This window comes from Hymenobacter psoromatis, assembly GCA_001596155.1.
In the GTDB taxonomy this organism is placed as follows: Bacteria; Bacteroidota; Bacteroidia; order Cytophagales; family Hymenobacteraceae; genus Hymenobacter.
Genome location: CP014771.1, coordinates 3,286,038 through 3,305,371 on the forward strand (window position 1 = coordinate 3,286,038; position 19,334 = coordinate 3,305,371).

14 protein-coding genes and 1 tRNA gene are annotated in these 19,334 nt (G+C 64.2%); 9 read left to right on the top strand and 6 right to left on the bottom strand.

Features of this window, described 5'->3' with window-relative positions:
- Positions 1 to 11 precede the first annotated feature (11 nt).
- Positions 12 to 1,052: a galactose-1-phosphate uridylyltransferase gene (locus A0257_13970; GenBank protein AMR28087.1), complete on the top strand. Its 1,041-nt coding sequence runs from the start codon at positions 12 to 14 to the stop codon at positions 1,050 to 1,052.
- A gap of 186 nt (positions 1,053 to 1,238) precedes the next feature.
- Here the strand turns inward: A0257_13970 and A0257_13975 are convergent, their stop codons facing one another.
- From A0257_13975 to A0257_13985, 3 genes are all read right to left on the bottom strand, one after another.
- Positions 1,239 to 1,661, bottom strand: coding sequence for a hypothetical protein (locus tag A0257_13975; GenBank protein AMR28088.1), 423 nt, complete (start codon positions 1,659 to 1,661; stop codon positions 1,239 to 1,241).
- A gap of 124 nt (positions 1,662 to 1,785) precedes the next feature.
- Positions 1,786 to 3,738: a hypothetical protein gene (locus A0257_13980; protein ID AMR28089.1), complete on the bottom strand. Its 1,953-nt coding sequence runs from the start codon at positions 3,736 to 3,738 to the stop codon at positions 1,786 to 1,788.
- A 184-nt stretch (positions 3,739 to 3,922) separates the two neighbouring features.
- A complete protein-coding gene (locus A0257_13985) occupies positions 3,923 to 6,910 on the bottom strand; it encodes a hypothetical protein (protein AMR28090.1) in 2,988 nt (995 codons plus the stop codon).
- A 639-nt stretch (positions 6,911 to 7,549) separates the two neighbouring features.
- Between A0257_13985 and A0257_13990 the strand changes: the two genes are divergently transcribed.
- Both A0257_13990 and A0257_13995 read left to right on the top strand, forming a co-directional pair.
- Positions 7,550 to 8,566, top strand: coding sequence for a hypothetical protein (locus A0257_13990; GenBank protein AMR28091.1), 1,017 nt, complete (start codon positions 7,550 to 7,552; stop codon positions 8,564 to 8,566).
- A 108-nt stretch (positions 8,567 to 8,674) separates the two neighbouring features.
- Positions 8,675 to 9,094 (top strand): hypothetical protein, encoded by a 420-nt coding sequence (locus A0257_13995; GenBank protein ID AMR28092.1) that lies wholly within the window; start codon positions 8,675 to 8,677, stop codon positions 9,092 to 9,094.
- A gap of 69 nt (positions 9,095 to 9,163) precedes the next feature.
- Here A0257_13995 and A0257_14000 read toward each other — a convergent pair.
- Positions 9,164 to 9,239: transfer RNA gene (locus tag A0257_14000), tRNA-Met, on the bottom strand.
- A 232-nt stretch (positions 9,240 to 9,471) separates the two neighbouring features.
- Between A0257_14000 and A0257_14005 the strand changes: the two genes are divergently transcribed.
- The 5 genes from A0257_14005 to A0257_14025 all read left to right on the top strand — a co-directional run bounded on the left by A0257_14005 (position 9,472) and on the right by A0257_14025 (position 13,864).
- A complete protein-coding gene (locus tag A0257_14005) occupies positions 9,472 to 10,725 on the top strand; it encodes a tetracycline resistance MFS efflux pump (GenBank protein ID AMR28093.1) in 1,254 nt (417 codons plus the stop codon).
- Positions 10,726 to 11,009: 284 nt separating this feature from the next.
- Positions 11,010 to 11,375: a transcriptional regulator gene (locus tag A0257_14010; protein ID AMR28094.1), complete on the top strand. Its 366-nt coding sequence runs from the start codon at positions 11,010 to 11,012 to the stop codon at positions 11,373 to 11,375.
- Between the two features lie 2 nt (positions 11,376 to 11,377).
- A complete protein-coding gene (locus A0257_14015; protein AMR28095.1) occupies positions 11,378 to 12,742 on the top strand; it encodes a hypothetical protein in 1,365 nt (454 codons plus the stop codon).
- Positions 12,743 to 12,779: 37 nt separating this feature from the next.
- Entirely contained in the window at positions 12,780 to 13,343 is a 564-nt protein-coding gene (locus tag A0257_14020) for a hypothetical protein (protein AMR28096.1), read from the top strand.
- Between the two features lie 107 nt (positions 13,344 to 13,450).
- The gene (locus A0257_14025; GenBank protein AMR28097.1) at positions 13,451 to 13,864 is read left to right on the top strand and encodes a hypothetical protein; all 414 of its coding nucleotides are present in this window, start codon (positions 13,451 to 13,453) and stop codon (positions 13,862 to 13,864) included.
- 222 nt (positions 13,865 to 14,086) lie between these two features.
- Here A0257_14025 and A0257_14030 read toward each other — a convergent pair whose 3' ends face one another.
- Both A0257_14030 and A0257_14035 read right to left on the bottom strand, forming a co-directional pair.
- Entirely contained in the window at positions 14,087 to 14,761 is a 675-nt protein-coding gene (locus tag A0257_14030; GenBank protein ID AMR29772.1) for a transposase, read from the bottom strand.
- A 20-nt stretch (positions 14,762 to 14,781) separates the two neighbouring features.
- Positions 14,782 to 15,252, bottom strand: a complete 471-nt coding sequence (locus A0257_14035) for a hypothetical protein (GenBank protein ID AMR28098.1) — start codon at positions 15,250 to 15,252, stop codon at positions 14,782 to 14,784.
- A 519-nt stretch (positions 15,253 to 15,771) separates the two neighbouring features.
- Here A0257_14035 and A0257_14040 point away from each other — a divergent pair.
- Positions 15,772 to 19,260 carry a hypothetical protein gene (locus A0257_14040; protein AMR29773.1) on the top strand — a complete coding sequence of 1,163 codons (3,489 nt, stop codon included), beginning with the start codon at positions 15,772 to 15,774 and terminating at the stop codon, positions 19,258 to 19,260.
- Positions 19,261 to 19,334: the final 74 nt, after the last annotated feature.

A 19,334-nucleotide genomic window follows, 5' to 3' on the forward strand; every position in this document is an offset into this window, starting at 1 on the left:
TCCCTACCCCCATGTTTGACTTCACCGAACAGCCGCACCGCCGCTTCAACCCCTTGCAGGAGGAGTGGGTGCTGGTATCGCCGCACCGCGCCAAGCGGCCCTGGCAGGGCCAGCAGGAAAAGCCCCAGCCCGACGAGCGCCCCGCCTACGACCCCACCTGCTACCTGTGCCCCGGCAACACCCGCACCAGCGGCGACGTGAACCCGAAATACGAACACCAGTTCGTGTTCCAAAACGACTTCTCGGCCCTGCTGCCCGATGGCGAAACCGGCACCTACGAGGAAGGCGGCCTGCTGCGCGCCGAAGCCGAAACCGGCCGCTGCCGCGTCCTCTGCTTCTCGCCGCGCCACGACCTGACGCTGCCGGAAATGGAAATCGCGGAAATCCGCCGCGTGGTGGACCTCTGGACCGAGCAGTACCGCGAGCTGGGCGCCGACCCGGCCATTAACTACGTGCAGATATTTGAGAACAAGGGCTTTATGATGGGCTGCTCGAACCCGCACCCCCACGGCCAAATCTGGAGCGAACGCAGCATTCCCGACCTGCCCGCCAAGGAAAGCCGCGCCCAAAAAGCGCATTTCGACAAAAACGGCCGCACGCTGCTCAGCGATTACCTCGCCATTGAGGAGAAGACCAAAACCCGCTTCGTGGTCGAAAACGACACCTGGGTGGTGCTCGTGCCCTTCTGGGCGGTGTGGCCCTTCGAAACGATGGTGCTGCCGCGCCGCGCCGTGCAGGACCTCACCCAGCTCACCGAGGCCGAGCGCGACGGCTTGGCCGACATCCTGCGCCAGCTCACCATCAAGTACGATAACCTGTTCGAAATCAGCTTCCCGTACTCGGCCGGCTTCCACCAGCGCCCCACCGATGGCGCGGACTACCCCGAGTGGCACCTGCACATGCACTTCCTACCCCCCCTGTTGCGCTCGGCCACGGTCAAGAAGTTCATGGTGGGCTACGAGCTGCTGGCCAACGCCCAGCGCGACATCACCGCCGAGCAGGCCGCCGAGCGCCTGCGCACGCTACCCGCCGTGCATTACAAGAAGAAGTAGCGTAGGCTTTAGCTTGCGAGTGAGCGCCAGCGAGCAGGCGGGGCCGCCCGGCACGCACGACCAGGCTAGCTACGCTCACGAAGGCAAGCGCCCTGTCGAAAAAATCCGAGTAGGGCGCTCGCCTTATTTGTCAACAGTTAGCCAGACAATATACCGGCCGGCCTCAAGCGCCTCTGAGTCAGCTGGCTAGGAGGCAAACCTGCGGGTGTACAGCGCCTGGGGCACCACGTCCTGGAGCAGCGCGGCGGGGCCGCGGTAGCCGGCGGCGGGCAGCAGGTCCAGCAGCAGGTGCAGGCCCGTGTCGGCCAGCTGGTGCTGCACGGCGGGCGTAAGGCCGCACCAATAGAGCCCGGCACCCTCCAGGCGCGCCTGCTGGTGGCCGTTGTAGATGGCCCGCTGGCCGTGCCAGCTCAGGGAGAGCAGGCGCTGGCAATCGACCCACACCATCGGCTGGCCGTAGCCGATTACCTCCCTAATGGCCTGCTCCAGCTGCTGGGCCGCCACCGGCGTGTCGCACTGGCCCCGCAGGCTGAGGCCAACCGTGGTTTTCAGGTTGCCAACGTGAGCGGTGAACCCGGCCGGGACGGAAGAAGTGGCGCGTTTGCTCATAGAGGCGTAGGTAAATCAGCACGCTGACATATCTAGGCAAAACTACGACCCTACCCAACCAGAGCCAACGCGAAAAACCCTTATTTTTTCTCAAATAAATACCGGTAATTATTTCCCAGGTTCCCTACCCCCCCGCCGGCACCGGCACCTGCAGAAAGAAGCTCGTGCCCCGGCCCGGCCGAGACTGGCTGCTGAAGGTGCCGCCCAGCAGCCCCACCCGCGTGCGAATGCCCGCCAGCCCGATGCCCGCCCGCGAAGCCAGCCCATCCGTGTCGAAGCCCACGCCGTCGTCTTCCACGCTCAGATGCACCTGGTCCTCTTCCCGCGCCACCTGCACGAATACTTCCCTGGCCTGGGCGTGCTTCATCACGTTGTTGAGCAGCTCCTGCACAATGCGGTACACGGCCGTGGCCAGCAGGGGGGGTAGGGGCTGCTCCAGGCCGCGCAAGCTCAGGTCCACGGCCAGGCTGCCCGGAATGCGGCTCACCAGCTCTTGCAGCGCCACGGCCAAGCCAAAGTCTTCTAAAATGCTGGGTGTCAGTTCGAAGGAAATAGTGCGCGTGGCCCCAATGGCCTCGTTGAGCAGGTCCTGGCTGGCGCGCACGGCCTCAGAGGGGGGTAGGCCGTCGAGGTGCAGGCGGGTGCCGTAGAGCAGCTGGCCCACGCCGTTGTGCAGGGCTTCGGCAATGCGGCGGCGCTCCTCTTCCTGGGTGTTGAGAATGGCCGAGAGCAGCTCCTGCTGCTGGCGCAGCTGCGAGCGGGTGGCCTCCTCCTTGAGGCGCTCCGAGTCGGTGATGTCGAGGGCAAACACTACGACTTCCTGCCGTTCGGCATCAAAAAAACCGAAGCACTGCATCGCCGCCTGCTGGCCGTCGCGCAGTAGCAGCGACACCTGGTAGTTGTCGCCGTGGCCGGCCCGCAGCCGCTCCAGATGGGGGGTAGTGGCCGGAAACACCTCCGTTACCAGCTGGCCTACCAGCTCGTTGTCGGCCAGGCCCATGCGGCGCAGGGCGCGGCCCACGTGCTCACGGTAGCGGCCATCGGAGCCAATGCGGGTGAGCAGCACGGGCATATTCTGAAGAATATCACGCAGCAGGCGATTTTTGTAGTGCAGCTCTTCCTCGGCCACGCGGCGGGCCGTGATGTCGCGCCAGGCCATGTGCAGCAGCGCCCGGCCATTCACCTGCACCGGGTTAAACGAAAGCTCGTCCCAGATTTCCGCGCCGGCCGGGCTGTGGCGCAGCCACTCCAGGCGGCCCCAGCCCTGCCCCTCGGCCGTGTGCAGGCATTGGGTCAGCATGTCGAGCGTGCGGCGGCCATTGGGCTGCTGCTCGGGCCAGAACTCGGTGAGGGAGCAGCCCAGCACGCGGGTTTTATCGGGGTGGCCCAGCAGGTGCAGCGCGGCCGTGTTGAGGTCCACAAACTGTTGGCCATCAAGCAGCACCATGCCATCGCGAGCCTGCTCGAAGGTGGCCCGGAGGCGGGCCTCGCTGGCACTCAGCGCGTCGGTGGCCCGGCGGCGGGCCGTCACGTCCAGCAGCACCAGGCGGCAGCCGGTGGGGGGTAGGCTTTCGTCGGGGCCCTCGGGGGCGGCCACGCCTTCGAGTTGGGCAAAGAAAGGCGTTTCGTCGGCGCGGCGCATGCTCAGCTCGCAGCTCTGGCGCTGGCCGGGGCGGGCCCACAGCCGGGCCATGAACTCGGCAAACCGGTCGCGCTCGGCGGGCACCACGAACAAGGCCAGGCGGCGGCCCCGCAGCTGCTGGCGCGCCTGCCCCAGCAGCTGCCCGGTGCGCAAGTTGAGCTGGCTGATGGTGCCCGCCAGCGAGAGCGTGCAGTAGCCCACCGGCGCAAAATCGTAGAGGTCAACGTACTGCAAGCGGCTGGCCTCGGCCTCGGCCTGGGCCAGCATCAGCTCCTCGTTCTGCATTTCCAGCTCTATCTGGTGCACCTGCAGTTCCTGCACCAGGCGCTGCACCTCGGGCGCGGCATCGGGGGGTAGGCTCTCTGACACCAGCCGCCGCCGCTCGGCGCGCTGGCGCAGGCTGTGCTGGGCCGCGTGCGGGTCGGGAGTTTTCATAATAGCGCAATGATACTAGTGGATAATAGGATAATTGCCTGTCCTTGCGAGCGCAACGAAGTGGCGCGCGGCAATCTTTCCTTATTGTTCGCGTCGTTGGATTTACTACCCCTAGCGGGAAGGAAAGATTGCCGCGCGCCACTTCGTTGCGCTCGCAAGGACAGGCGATTATCCTACCCCCCCTTTAGTCGCCCACGTCGCGCACGCCCAGCAGCACCTGGCCGGTGGGCTGGCCCTGGTGCAGCAGGCGGCGGCCGTAGAGGCTGGCGCGGCGGCGGCCCAGGCGCGGGAAGTCGGCCTCGAAGGGCAAGCCCTCAAACTCGGGGGCGGCGGCGGGGTCCAGCAGCTGGCGCAGGGCCGCGAGCAGGGCGGGCTGGCTCCAGGCCCCGCCGGCCAGCTCGACTAGCGGCTGGCCCACCAGCTCGGCCGGGGTCTCCTGGAAAGCCTCCGCGAAAGAGCGGTTGGCGGAATGCACCCGCAGGTCGGCGTCGAGGGCCAGCAGGGGCTCGCTCACCATGTCGGCAATGCTCTCGCTGAAGCGGGCGGCCTGCTGCAAGCGGCCCTCCAGCTGCTTGAGCCGGGTGATGTCGGTGAAGGTGATGACCACGCCGTTGATGTAGTTGTCGAGCGAGCGGTAGGGCAGCACGCGCATCGTAAACCAATCGCCCTTCAGGGTCTGAATGCTGAGTTCGAGGCTGGTGAGGCGGTCCAGCACCTGGCGCACGTCGCGCAGCAAATGTTCGTGGCGCAGGCTGGAGGTGAAGTGCGCTAGCGGCCGGCCCACGTCGCCGGGCAGCAGGCTGATGATGCGCCCCACGGGCGGCGTAAACCGCTTGATGTTTAAGTCATTATCCAGAAAAATAATGGCTATTTCGGTGGCATCGAGCAGGTTTTTCATGTCGTTGGCACTCTGGCCCAGCTCGTCCGTCTTGGCCAGGTACTGCATGTTGAGGGTCATCAGCTCCTCGTTCAGGCTTTGCATCTCCTCCTTGTTGGTCATGGCCTCCTCGTTGGTGCTTTGCAGCTCCTCGTTAGCGCTCTGCAGCTCTTCGTTGGTGCTTTTCAGCTCTTCGAGGCTGCTCTCCATCTCCTCCACGGTGCTTTGGAGGCGGTGCTTGGTGTAGCGCAGCTCTTTGTCGAGGGCCTCCACCACGGCGTCGCGGTGGCGGCCGTCGGCGGCGGGGTCGCGCTTGGCCTGGCGCACCCGGCGGGGGGTAGGCTGGTCCTCAAACACCACCAGCAGCAGGCCGGCCAGCGCGTCGGGCTCGGTGAGGGGCCGCACCGTGAGGCGCAGCTGCTGCTCGCCGGCCTCGCCGCGCACCCGCACGTCGTCCACCACTACCGGCCCCTGGGTCTGGGTGGCGCGCAGCACGGCCCCGCTGATTTCAAATTTCAGCCCCTCGTAGGCCATCTCAAACAGGTTCATGCCGCTGAGGCCGGGGGCGGGCTCCAGGTACTTGCCGGTGCGCCCGTTCACGAACAGTATTTCGCCCTTGGGGTCGATGACCAAGGCGGGCGGGGCGTAGGCGAGCAGCAGGTTTTTTTGCACCAGCGCGGCAAACGAGCTGCTTTGGCGGTGGTTGATACCAGAAGGCGACATGAGGGCGGTGGTCGGGGGCGCGGCCGCAGGGTGCCGCGCCATTGCAAACGGAAACTTGATGAGGTGCGGCAGCGACGCCGCGCCGGCCGTGCGCCGCGAAATCTTCCACTTCACATCCAACGGCTGAAACAAGTCCTGGTAGCCGGTAATGTTTTCGCTCGGCCCCAAAAACAGCAAGCCGTTCGGGTTCAGGGCGTAGTGAAACACCGGCAGCAGGCTTTTTTGCAGCTCGCCGTTGAGATAGATGAGCAGGTTGCGGCACACCAGCAGGTCGAGCTTGATGAAGGGCGCGTCCTTGTTAATATTATGCAGGGCAAACACCACCACGTCGCGGATTTCCTTGCGAATCTGGTAGTGGCCGTCGGTTTGCTGAAAAAAGCGCGCCAGCCGCTCGGGGCTCACGTCGGCCACGATGTTCTCGGCATACAGCCCGGTGCGGGCCACGGCAATGCCCTCGACCGAAATATCGGTGGCAAAAATCTGCACCTGGAGGTGGTGGCGGTTGGGCTCCAGCTCGTCGAGGCACTCAAACAGGGTCATGGCCAGCGAGTAGGCCTCCTCGCCGGTCGAGCAGCCGGGCGCCCACACCCGCACGGTGCCGTCGGTGGGCTTGGCGGCCAGCAGCGGGCGCAGGTGGTCCTTGAGGCTGGCAAACGCCTCGGCATCGCGGAAAAACTTGGTAACCCCAATCAGCAGCTCGTGAAACAGCTGCTCCACCTCCTGGGGGTTTTCCTGCAAGTAGCGCACGTAGTGCGGAAACTCCAGGATTTGGTGCGCGTTCATGCGCCGCTCAATGCGCCGAAACACCGTGTTGCGCTTGTAAAAGCTGAAGTCGTGGCCCGTTTGGGTCCTGATGAGCAGAAATATTTTCTGGAGCGCGTGGCTGGGCTGGCTCGGCGAGCTGGCCGCGGGGTCGCGCGGGGGGCGCATGTCCAGGGGGCGCTCCACGTAATCAAGCAGCTGGGCCGGCATCTGGGCGGGGGGTAGCACAAAGTCCACAAACTCGGTAGCCAGCGCCGCGCGCGGCAGGGCGGCGTAGGTGGCCGTGGCGGGGTCCTGCACCATCACCATTCCAAAGCTTTCCATCACCAGCTTCAGGCCCACGGTGCCGTCGCTGCCCATGCCCGAAAAGAGGACGCACACCGCCCGTTCGCCCACGTCCTTGGCCAGGGTTTGCAGGAAAAAGTCGATGGGCTGGCGGCGGCTGGCGGGCTGCGTGGGCGGCAGCAAAAACAAGCTGCCGTGCAGCAGGCTCAGGTCGAAGTCGGGCGGAATCACGTACACGTGGTTGGGCCGCACGCGCAGGCCATCCTGGGCCTCCACCACCGGCAGGGCCGTGAAGCGCTGAATAACCTGCGTGAGCTGGGTGCCATCCTCGGGGTCGGGCAGCCGGTGCAGCACCACCACGAAGGCCAGCCCGCTGCCGGGGGGTAGGGCGGCAAAAAAATGCTCCATCGCCTCCAGCGCGCCCGCCGAGCCGCACAGCGCCACCACCGGAAACCGCTCGGCCACCTCGGCCCGGCCCATTTTGATGCGCCCCGCCCTGGCGCCGCGGGCCGGCCGGGGCGTCACCGACTCCGACGCGATGGGGGTGTCAGCTCTGGTGAGAGGGGCCGGCGCATGGCCCGGCTCAGATGAGGTTGTCATGGGGGGTAGGGGGCAAAAAACGGCCGTTGCCGCCCCTGTCGCCCTTTTAGGAGTAATTATGAATTTAGGACTTACGCAAAATGGTTAACGCCCCGCTGGGGCTGAAAAAACAACTCTTTGCGTAAGTCCTAGAATTATAAGTCTGAAAGTCAGCTCTTTGATTTATCGTTTTTAGAGCGGTTCCCATATGGGCGTATTTAAGTTAAGAGTTAAAATATATGCTTGAAACTCTTAACTCTATGCAGTCGCGGGGGGTAAGACCGGCGGCTGGGGCACATTTGGCTTGCGCCATCTTTAAAACTAAGTTACTGCTGTTACGCACTACCTTATTCGAGATGGCAACGGGGAGTAGTGCGAACTTTGTGGTTCGCGTCCCCGCGCCGTTAAAGCCATCATAACGGCGCGGGGACGCGAACTACAAAGTTCGCGCTACTCCCCGTTGCGTAACAGCAGTCAGTTACTACCGCGGAACGCTCATCCATTTTGAGGCCGGCGCGTAAACCCAAAGTTACCGGCGGGCACCGTAGCAGCCCGCCGCTCCCCTCCGGGTTTATTTTATATCCCATGCCTCTTCCTTCTTCCCTTATCGTTATTGGCACCTCGGCCGGTGGCATGCCCGCGCTCACCCGCCTGGTGGCCCAGCTGCCAGCTACGCTGCCCGCCGCCGTGCTGGTGGTGCAGCACCTGGCACCCGACTCGACCGGCGAGCCCCTGGTGGCGCGGCTGGCCAGCCACACGGCCCTGCGCTGCCAGCTGGCCACCGACCACGTGCCCCTGCAAGCCGGCCACCTCTACCTGGCCCCACCCAACCACCACCTGCTCGTGAAAGACGACCACCTGCGCGTGACCCAGGGCCCGCACGAAAACAGCTTCCGCCCCGCCGCCGACACCCTGTTCCGGTCGGCTGCCGTGGCCTTCGATTCGCACGTGATAGGCGTGGTGCTCACCGGCATGCTGCACGACGGCACCGCCGGCCTCGACTTTATCAAGCGCTGCGGGGGCGTGGCCGTGGTGCAGGACCCCGCCGAAGCCGAGTTTGCCAGCATGCCCGAGAGCGCCCTGCGCCACGTAGAAATCGACCACGTGGTGGCGCTCGACGCAATGGGGCCGCTGCTGGTGAGCCTGGTCAGCCCTACCCCCCCTTCCACTGCCGAGGTCATGGAAATTCCCGCCGATTTGAAGCTGGAGGCAGCCATTGCGGAGCGCGTGGTGGGTGCCTCCGAGCAAATCGAGCAGCTGGGCCACCTGGTGCCCCTTTCCTGCCCCGGCTGCGGCGGCACGCTCTGGGAGGTGAACGCGGGCCACGTGCTGCGCTACCGCTGCCACACCGGCCACGCCTACACCGCCGAGGCCCTGGCCGAACGCTCGCGCCAAACCCTCGAAGAAACCCTGTGGGTGGCCCTGCGCATGATGGAAGAGCGCAAAAACCTGCTCAGCAGCATGGCTAGCCAAGGCGACGCGCAATGGCACCGGCCGCAGCTGGAGCGCGTGGAAGAAATCAAGCGTCACATCAACCGCCTGCGCGAGTTTCTGCTCACCAGCGAGGCAAACGGCACCCTGGCGGCGGCGCCCGCCACCTAGCGGCGCGGGGTGGCAGTTCGGAGTTCCTATACTTTTAGCGGCTTTCTTACCAGGCCCATGTTCGACGCGGGCGTCTATATTTGGTCAAATTCTTATTTATTAACGATTATGCAAACCTTGTTCGAGCAACCCGGCTTCGCCATTCTGCACGACACCGACCATTGCTGGCTGTACGTGACGTGGCAGGGCAAGCGTAGCGGCCAGTCGTCGCAAGCCTGCTGCGAAGCGATACTGGAGCAGGTGCGCGCTACCCAAAGCCATAAAATTCTCAACGATGGCAGCCTGGACCTCGATGGCTGGGGCGACGTTGTGGCCTGGATAGGGCAGGATTTTTTCGACCTGCTGGCCGACGCGGGCGTGGTGGCCGTGGCCTGGGTGATGCCACGCAATTTGCGCGCCCTCACCGATGTGAACAAAGTAGTAACGGCCGTTACGCGCCCCGCCGTCAGCACCTTCGCCGATACGGAGGCCGCTTGTACCTGGCTGGACAAATCGCCGGGCCTCAGCCAAAATCCGGTGGCCTGCTAGCCGCCCAGGCCCCAGTTGCAAACTCTCAGAAACGAGAAAAGGCCGTTTTCACTAGGAAAACGGCCTTTTTAGTAGCGGGGACTGGACTCGAACCAGTGACCTTTGGGTTATGAGCCCAACGAGCTACCAACTGCTCCACCCCGCATTGTTTGGGAGTGCAAAGGTACGAAAAAAAGTTGTCGGCGCAAGAATATTCAACTAAAAATGGCCTGCCTGGGGCTGAGTGACTGATAGTCAGGCCCAAATATTTGGTAAGTTACCGCAGGTGCCTGCTTTTCCTACACGGGCGCTTCGCGAAAACGCAGGCGGCCGGGGGCTGGCAGCCAGCCCCCGGCGCGGGGCCGTAGCTTGCGAACTTATTCCTGCCTACCCCCCGTATGTCGCCCAAACGCCCCGCCGCCCTGGCTTTCATCTTTGTCACGATTCTTATCGACGTTATCGGGCTGGGCATTATCATTCCGGTGCTGCCGGCGCTCATTGAGCAGCTCACGGGCGAGGGCGTGAGCCGGGCTTCGCAGTACGCGGGCTGGCTGTCGTTTGCCTACGCGGCGGCGCAGTTTGCCTTCGCGCCGGTGGTGGGCGGGCTGTCTGACCGCTTTGGCCGGCGGCCGGTGCTGCTGGCTTCGCTGCTGGGGCTGGGCTGCGACTATGTGTTTCTGGCCCTGGCCCCCACTATTGCGTGGCTGTTCGTGGGGCGCGTTATCGCGGGCATTACGGGGGCCAGCTTCACCACGGCCACGGCCTACATCGCCGACGTGAGCCCGCCCGAAAAGCGCGCCCAGAACTTTGGGCTGGTGGGCGCGGCGTTTGGGCTGGGCTTCATTATCGGGCCGGTGCTGGGGGGGCTGTTCGCGCACTTCGGGGCGCGGGTGCCCTTCGTGGTGGCGGCCGGGCTGAGCTTGTGCAATTTCCTCTATGGCTTCTTCGTGGTGCCCGAGTCGCTGCCCGTCGAGCGCCGGCGGCCCTTCGAGTGGGCGCGGGCCAACGCCGTGGCCTCGCTACTGCGCCTGGGCAAGTACCCCAAAATTATTGGGCTGGTGGTGGCGCTGGTGCTGCTGTATCTGGCCGGCTCGGCCACGCAATCGGTCTGGACATTTTACACCATTCTGAAATTTGGCTGGACTGAAAAGCTCATTGGCTACTCGCTGGGCGCGGTGGGGGTAGGGGCGCTCATCGTGCAGGGCGGGCTGGTGCGGGTGGCCATCCCGAAGCTGGGCGCGGCGCGGTGCGTGGCGCTGGGCATCGTGTTCTATATTATTGGTTTCGTGCTGTTTGCGTTTGCCAGCAAGGGTTGGATGATGTTCGCCTTTACGGCCGTGTACGCGCTGGGCGGGCTGGCGGGGCCGGCCTTGCAGGGCAGCATTTCGGGCCAGGTGCCGCCCACCGAGCAGGGCGAGTTGCAGGGCGCGCTCACCTCGCTCATCAGCGCCACGGGGGTAGTGGGCCCGCTGCTGATGACCAGCCTCTTCGCCTGGTTTACGCGGCCCGCCGGCCCGGTTTACTTTCCGGGCGTGCCGTTTCTGGCGGGGGCCGTGCTCACGCTGGCGGCGCTGCTGGTGGCGGTTGGGCCGCTGCGCCGGCTGCCGCGGGTAGGCGTGGTGCCGACCATCGCGGAGGCGCACGGCGGGTAGAGTTCACTTACCCGCGAACGGCTTTTACCGCGGAAGCCGCGGAAGTAAAGCGCGGAAGCCGCGGAGATTTAACTGAACGACTCCACGCACCTCCGCGGCTTCCGCGGTAAAAGCCGTTCGCGGGTAAACGAGCAAGACTTTTTACAAAATATTTCATTCCAAGAAAGGCCCTTCTGAAAGTCAGAAGGGCCTTTTCAATGCGTAATACCAAGCAGGATAGGGGTAGGGCACAACCAACATTTACGAAAAATTCGTAGTATTACGAAAAATTCGTAATACTCAAAATGGAACGCCTCACCCAACCCGAAGAAGACGCCCTGCGCGCCCTCTGGCACACCGGCCCGGCCTTCGTGAAGGACGTGCTGGCACGGCTGCCCGCCCCGCGCCCGCCCTACACGACCCTGGCCAGCACCCTGCGCAACCTGGAGCGCAAGCAGTACCTGAGCGCCGAAAAGCTCGGCAATTCCTTCCGCTATGCGCCGCTGCTCAGCGCCGAGGACTACCAGCGCCGCTCGCTGGGCGCGCTGGTGCGCGAGCATTTCCGCGACTCTTATAAGGAGTTGGTTTCCTTTTTCGCCAAGGAAGAAAAGGTGAGCGCCGCCGACTTGCAGGAGATTATCCGGCTCATCGAAACCCAGAAGCCCAAATAGTCATGGCCCCTACCCTCCTGTATTTGCTCCAGGCCAATACCGTGCTGCTGCTCTTCGCGGCGGCCTATTATGGGCTGCTGCGCCGGCTCACGTTCTTCACCCTGAACCGGGCTTATCTGCTAGGCGCGCTCGTGTTTGCGGCGGTGTACCCGGCCCTGCCGGTGCCGGCACTGCTGCCGGCCAAAGCGCTGCTGCTGCCGGTTTCGTTGACGCTGACGGCCGGCCAAACGGCGGGCGGCGCGGCGGTCCCTACCCCCGGTTTCGACTGGCAAGCCGCCGCGCTTTGGCTGTATGCGGCGGGCGCGGGCCTGCTGCTGCTGCGCCTGCTGGGCCAGCTGCTGAGCCTGGCGTGGGTGCGGGCGCGGGCGCGGCCCACGTGGGTGCTGGGCCAGCCGGTGCGGGTGCGGGCGGGCGCGGGCGGGCCGTTCTCCTTCGGCCGCACCATCTACCTGAGCGAGAGCAGCCTGGCCGACACGGCCGCCCTATCCCCCGCCCTGCGCCACGAGCAGGCCCACGTGCGCCAGTGGCACACCCTGGATGTGCTATTGACCCAGCTGGCCACCGCCCTGACCTGGGCCAACCCGGCCGCCTGGCTGCTGCGTCGCGCCGTGCTCGACAACCTCGAATACCTGGCCGACCAGGCCGCCCTGCGCACTGGCCTCGACCGCCGCGCCTACCAGTATAGCCTGCTGCACCAGCAGCCGGGTGGCGTGCCGGCCCCGGCATTAGCCTTTCATTTCTCCTTTCTCACCCTCAAAAACCGCATTACCATGCTCAACCAGTCTGCTTCTACCACCGCCCAGCTCGGGCGTTATTTGGTGGCCGCGCCGCTCGTGGTGCTGCTGGCGCTGGGCTATTCCTGCGCGCAGAAAGTAGTGGCCCCCGTGCCCACCGCCACGGTCGCGGATAGTTTAGGTAAAAAAATGCCGCCGGCCATTATCTACATTGATGGCCAGCACCAGGATTCCACTGCCCTACGCAAGATTAACCCTGATGATATTGTGAGTATCAACGTGTTGAAAGGGGAAGCTGCCCGTGCGTATGTTCCAGCTGCTGATAAGTACGGAGCTATTTTCATAACTACCAAGCAAAATCAGGACCGGGCCGACGTGGTTGCTTTTAATAAGAAACAGCAGCTGGGAAGCGCGAATAGCATTGAGGCGGTGGCCCTGAAAGCCATAGCCCGGCTGGCGCAGCTGCCCGCCAACGCTTCTTACTACTTGAATGGCCAGGTTTCTACCCGCGAAGCGGTTGCCCGGCTTGATTCGACAGCCATCCGCAAAGTCGATGTGCTACAGGGCGCGCCGGCCGCCCGGTTAGCGCACGACGCCAAAGTGCAAACAGCCATAGTGGTTGAAACCAAGTAGCTTTTGCTCCTCTCACCCTTCACAACCTTCGTTTTTTATGTTCACCCAACCCACTTCGCCTACCCCCTCGCTGGGGCGCTACCTGCTGGCCACGCCCCTGGCCGCCCTGCTGCTATTCGGCACCGCGCCGGCCCGCGCCCAGGTGGTGCCTAGCCCCGCGCCGCCCATGAAATCGGCACCGAGCAACCCCACGTACTACATTGATAGTAAGCTGTCTGACGCAACTGAGCTGACTAAAATCGAGCCTGATGCTATCAGCTACATACAGATTATCAAGGGGGATAAGCAGCGGAAGCTGTTTGGCAATACCACAACCGACGGCGTGGCCGTGATTACGACCAAGGCCAATGCCGGCTCGCCCGCCGTGCTGGCCTTCAACAAGCGCATCAACGACGTGGCGCCGCTGACGCCCGCCACGCCCGCGCAAAACAGCGCCGTGGCCGCCATCATGGCCTACATGACGAAAGCCTACCCCGCCGCCAAGCTCGAAATAGTGGGGCCGGTGGAGGGCCAGGCTGGCCGCTACCGCGCCATTTTCAAGCAAAACGGTCAGCGGCTGCAGCTGCTGTTCGACGGGCAGGGCCAGCCGGTGAAGGAGTAGGCGGCCGGGTGGCCGGCTTAGCGCCGGGCGGACGGGTAGGGGCGGAGAGCGGCCCACCCATTCGTCCGGCGTTAAATTTGCTGGCTGCTACCGCCCTACCCCCCTCCATGCCCACCGATTCCGCGCTGCCCGAGCTGCTTCACCTCACCTACCGCCCCGATTTGGCGGTGCTCATTGGCCGCTGGGGCTACCAGGCCGCCGAGGCCGAGCTGCCCGCCGAGTATGCCCGCCTGGAGGCCACCGCCCTGGCGCACGGGGCGCGGCACTGGCTTCAGGACATCCGCCGCCGCTCGCTCAACTACCCCAAAACCTCGCGCTGGCTGCTGACCGAGTTTTTCCCGGATATGGCCCGGCGGCTGGGCGGGCAGCTGCGCGTGGCCTACCTGGTGAGCCCGGCCTTGCAGGCCCACATCTATGCCGAGCCCACCTTCGTGCCGCTCGAAGCCTACGCGGGCCGGCCTTTCGCGGTGGGTTTTTTTGGGGATGAGGGCGCGGCCATTGAGTGGCTGCTGAGCCCGTAGTCAAGGCGGTTTGGGTTATTATATTTGAGCAGTAAGGTGCGGGGCTTGCCCCCGCCCATCGCTGAACAATTCGCACCTGTTTCGTTCAATGAAGGGCGGAGGCAAGCCCCACACCCTACTGCTTTTTCGATGACCAGTTACTCATGTCACTTCGCCGATTTATCTCCGTGAGCAGAGTAGCAGGGAGCTGGCTGGCACTGTTGGTAACATTAGGCCTAGTGCTTAGTCAGGCAAATAAGTTGCCCTAATTTTCTGATAGTGTCGGTCGAGTTTGACGCGCGCTTTTTCCAGGGTGAATTGCCATTTTACGGTGGCCCGCGCCGCATTACGCTCGGCCACGCAAACGGCAATATGGGCGGTGAGTTCGTCCTGGGTGGGGATGCGCTGGTGCAGGCACTGGCGGGCGATGGCCGAGAGTTCAAGTTCGACCATGTTGAGCCAGGAGGCGTTTTTCGGGGTGTAATGCCCTTCGAAGCGGGCGGCCAGGGCACGGGCCTGCACCGCGGGCAAGTGTTGGTAAAAAACGGCGTCGGTATGCGTGTTGAGATTGTCTTGCACCAAGATAATTTTCTCGGCCTGCGGGTAGTAGGCGGCCAGTTGCTGCATGAAGCGGCAGTAGTCGGCCCCGGTGCGGCGGGCCGAGACCTCGACCAGGCGCTGACCGGTGCCCGGCTCAAAGGCGGCCAGCAGGCAGGCCGTGCCCTGGCGCACGTAGGTGCTGCTTTCCCGCCGGGGCCGCCCGGCTTTGGCCGGTTGCTCGTCTACGGCGGGCTGGGCGGGCACCGCCGGCAGCGGTTCGACGGGCTGGGCGTGGAGCACGCAGGGCCGCTCATCGAAGCAGACGACGGGAAAACGCGGGTCATAGGCCCGCTCATACACGGCCAGCACGTCTTCCATGCGCGCCACGAAGGCCGCGTTCATCGCCCCCAGGCACCAGTGCTGCTGGCGGTGGGGCTGCAATTCGTTTTTTTGAGCACCTGGCTCACCGTCTCGTGCGAAATGGCTTCCACCAGGCACAATTCCACGGCTTTATCAGCCAGCAGACGCAGGGTCCAGCGGCTGTGGCCCACCGGGGCCGGCGTGCAGGCCAAGGCGGTGAGGGCGGCCCGCTGGGACCCGTCGAAGCGCGGGGGCGTACCGCTACGCGGGGCCTCGGCCAGCGCAAATTGCCAGCCGCCCGCTTCGTAGCGGCGGCGCAGTTCACTGATGGTCTGCCGGCTCAGGCCGACGGCCTTACCCGCCGCCTGTTGGCCGATGCCAGTAGCTAAGGCCAGCAGGGCCTGGGCGCGGCGCACGGCCCGCACTGAGCGGCAGCCCGTGCGGGTGAAGTTTTCCAGGGCGGCCTGGTCGGCGGCCGGTAAGGCGAAAGAAGTGATTGGTCGGGCCATACTAGGCTAACCTAAACTGCCTGCATTCTGTTAGTCAACTTCGCTGACTAAGCACTAGTGGCCCCGGCTGGGGCCCGCGCCCAGGCACCAGGGGTAGGGGTTCATATTGAAGACGCGCCGGCGCCGGGCACTATCTCAACCCACATTTTTCTGGATGGTCCTCCACAGAAAGGCCCGTTCCCAGTCTTTTACGTGGACGGGCAGCGTCTCGACTCAGCGGCCGTTACCAAAGTCACTCCTGCTGATGTGAAGAGCATTTCAGTTTTAAAGGATTTTGACGCCCGCCTATTGGGGCCCGAGGAGGGCCGGCGCGGGGTACTATTTATCACTACCAAAGCCGGCCAGCACACGCGCGCCGTGCGCGCCTTCAACCGCCGGCTGAAACGGCTGAGCCGCCGCCAACCCTAACGCCCGCCGTCCCGGCCGAACTACCGGCCTACCCCCGGCGTTGGCCCAAGCGGACGTAACTTGTCTCGGCGCGGGCCGCAGCGGCGTCCGCTTTTTTCTTAGCCTATGACGATGGTAGCGGACCGGCCGGCAGCCGGGGTTTCTTCGACTGACTTTCCGGCCCTGGCCCAGGTGCGGGCCGAACTGGAAGCCTACAAGCGCAAGTTTTATCTGAGCCTGCTGGTGCGCGGCGGCCTGGTGGCGGCGGCCCTGCTGCTGAGCTTGTTCGTGGTGTTCAACACGTTGGAGTATTTTCTGTACCTACCCCCCGTGGTGCGGGCGGGGCTGCTGTTTGGCTTTCTGGCCCTGGTGGTGTACGCGGTGGGGCGCTGGCTGTGGCAGCCGCTGGCCGCGCTGGCCAACCTGCGCCGCCTGCTCAGCGACGAGCAGGCGGCCCGACAGGTGGGCGACTTGTTTCCGCAGGTGCAGGACCGCCTCCTCAACGCCTTGCAGCTGCAAGGCCAGGCGCGCGGCAACGAGCTGCTGCTGGCCAGCCTGGAGCAGCGCGCCGCGCAGCTGCAAGGCGTGTCGTTTGCGCAAGGCATTGACATTCAGCAGCAGAGCCGGCCGCTGTGGAAGTACGTGCTCCCCCCCCTGGCGGTGCTGCTGCTGGCGCTGGCGTTTTTCCCGAGCTTTATTACGCAGCCCACCAGCCGCATCTGGCACTACCAGCGCCACTACTCGCGGCCCGCGCCGTTCGATTTTGTCATCAAGAATAAGAGCCTGACGGTCTTTAAAGGCGAGAGCTTTACGCTGGAGGTGGCCGTGGCGGGCAAGGCCGTGCCCGCCAGCCTGAGCCTGCTGGCGGCGGGCGGCCCCGACCGGCCGCTGGCCAAAGTGCCGGGCCGGGCCGGCGAGTTTCGCTACACCTTCGAGCAGCCCGCCGGCGACGTCACGTTTCAGCTCAGCGGCGCGGGCTTCGTGTCGGATGAGTATCACCTGACGGTGCTGGAGCGGCCCGATTTGCGCGACTTCACAATGCGGGTTTCCTACCCCCCCTACACCGGCCGGCCCGCCGAAACCATCCGCAACGGCGGCAACCTGACCGTGCCCGAGGGCAGCCAACTGCGCTGGGAGTTCAGCACGGCCGCCACCGAGGCGCTGGCGCTACGCTTCGACAACCCCGCCGAACTAGTGCAGGCCAGCCACCAGGGCGACAGCTTCGTGGCCGAGCGCCGGGCGCTGCGCTCGCAGCCCTATCTGGTGCAGCTGCGCAACGCGGCCAGCGCTAATGCCAACCCCATCAGCTACCAGCTCACGGTGGTGCCCGACGCCTACCCCACCCTCACGGTGGAAGCCTTCGCCGACACCACCGCCCAGCGCTACCTGGCCGTGGGCGGCACCGCCACCGACGACTACGGCCTCACGGCCCTGCGCCTGCACTACGCCGTGCAGCGCGCCGGCACCAACCAGAACGCCAAACTCTTAACTTTTAACTCTAAACTCTTACCTCTCCCCACGGGCGCGGGCGGCACCTACGCCTACACTTGGAACCTGGCCGCGCTGAACTTGCAGCCCGGCGACCGGCTGGAATATTTTGTGGAAGCTACTGATAATGACGGCATTCATGGGCCGAAGAGCACGCGCTCGCGGCCCCTGGAATACCGCCTGCCCAGCCGCCGCGAGCTGGATAAGCAGCTGGCTTCGCAGGCTACGTCGGTGGCCAGCCAGCTTAGCTCGGCGGCCAAGCAGAGCAAGCAGTTGGAGCGCGAGCTGGCCCAGAGCCAGGACAAGCTCAAGACCAAGCGCGACCTGAGCTTTCAGGACCGCAAGCAGCTCGAAGACATGCTCGACCAGAAGCAGCAGCTCGACCAGCAGATGCAGCAGATGCAGCAGAAATTCGAGCAATTGCAAAAGCAGCAGGACCAGCAGAGCCCCAAAAGCGAGGAAATGGCCAAGAAGGCTGAGGAGCTGAAAAAGCTCATGAACGACCTGCTCGACCCCGAAACCAAGAAGCTCTACGACAAGCTGCAAAAGCTGCTGGACCAGCAAAAGCAGCCCGACGCCGAGATGCAAAAGCTGCTGCAACAGCTCGAAAACAAGGAAAATACCTTGCAAAAAGAGCTGGACCGCGCGCTGGAAATGTTTAAGCAGATGCAATTTGAGCAAAAGGCCGAGCAAACCGCTGACCGCCTGGAGCAGCTGGCGAAAGAGGAAGAGAAATTAGCCGAAAAAACCGCCGAGAATGACAAGGAAAACCCCGCCAACCAGCTCAACAACAAGGAGCAAGGAACCAAGAACCAGGGACTCCAAAAAGAGCAGGCCCAGAAGCGCCAGGAGTTTGAGGAGTTGAAAAAAGACCTCGCCGACCTCAAGCAGCAGGACAAGGAAATGGGCGACCAGAACGACTTGGACGAGCAGAAGCCCGACCAGCAGCAAACCGACCAGGACCTGCAGGACGGCGAGCAGCAGCTGAGCAAAAACCAGAACAAAAAAGCCAGCCAGAGCCAGAAAGCTGCCGCCGAGCGGATGAAGAAGATGGCCAAGAAGATGAAGGACCAGATGAGCGACGACGAGCAGCAGAAGGCCCAGCAAAACATCGATGACCTGCGCGACATCTTGGATAACCTGGTGACGCTCAGCTTCGACCAGGAGAAACTGATGAAAGACTTCCGGGCCGTGGACCAGAGCGACCCGCGCTTCGTGCAGCTCGGCCAGACGCAGCGCAAGCTGCGCGACGACGCCAAAATCATTCAGGACTCCTTGTATGCGCTGGCCAAGCGCGAGCCGCGCATTCAGAGCTTCGTGACCCGCGAGGTGGGCGAGATGAACGGCCGCATGGACGAGTCATTGACCCACATCAAGCAGCGCGACGTGCCCCGCGCCACCGCCACCGAGCAGCAGGCCATGACCAGCATCAACAACCTGGCCCTCATGCTTTCTGATGCGCTCAAGCAGATGCAGCAGGACTTGCAGCAGATGCAGGGCAAGGGCCAGGGGCCACCCCAGCCCGGCAGCGGCAAAGGCAAGAAAAAAGGCAAGGGCAGCTCGCCCGGCCCCGGCAGCCTGGGCAAGATGCAGCAGCAGCTCAACGACCAGATTCAGCAGCTGCAACAGAGCGGCAAAACCGGGCGCGCCCTCTCGCAGGAGCTGGCCCGCCTGGCCGGCCAGCAGCAGATGCTGCGCCAGGCCATGCAACAGATGGACCGCGGCCAGCCCGGCGGCAAGCCGGGGGGTAAGGACGGCCAGGGCGGCAAGGATGGCAAAAACGGCGAGAAGGACGGCCAGGGCGGCAGCGGCAACGCCGCCGAGATGAAGAAAATGATGGAGCAGACCGAAACCGACCTCGTGAATAAGCGCCTCACCGAAGAAACCATTCAGCGCCAGCGCCAGATACTGACGCGGATGCTCGAAGCCGAAAAATCGGCCCGCGAGCGCGACCAGGACACCAAGCGCGAGGCCCAGGCCGCCCAAAACCACCCGCCCGTTTTTCCGCCCGCATTCAACAAATACAAGCCCGCCGGCCAGGAGCAGCAAACCGAAATCTTGCGTCGGCAGCAACCCACGTTGACGCCTTACTATCAGCAGAAAGTAAGTGAATATTTCCAAAAAAACCAGTAAGTAAACCGTAACCTTACCTATACCCGTACGTAGAGGCGGGTTGCTACCCCCCGGTGCGCGGGCAAGGTGGGGCC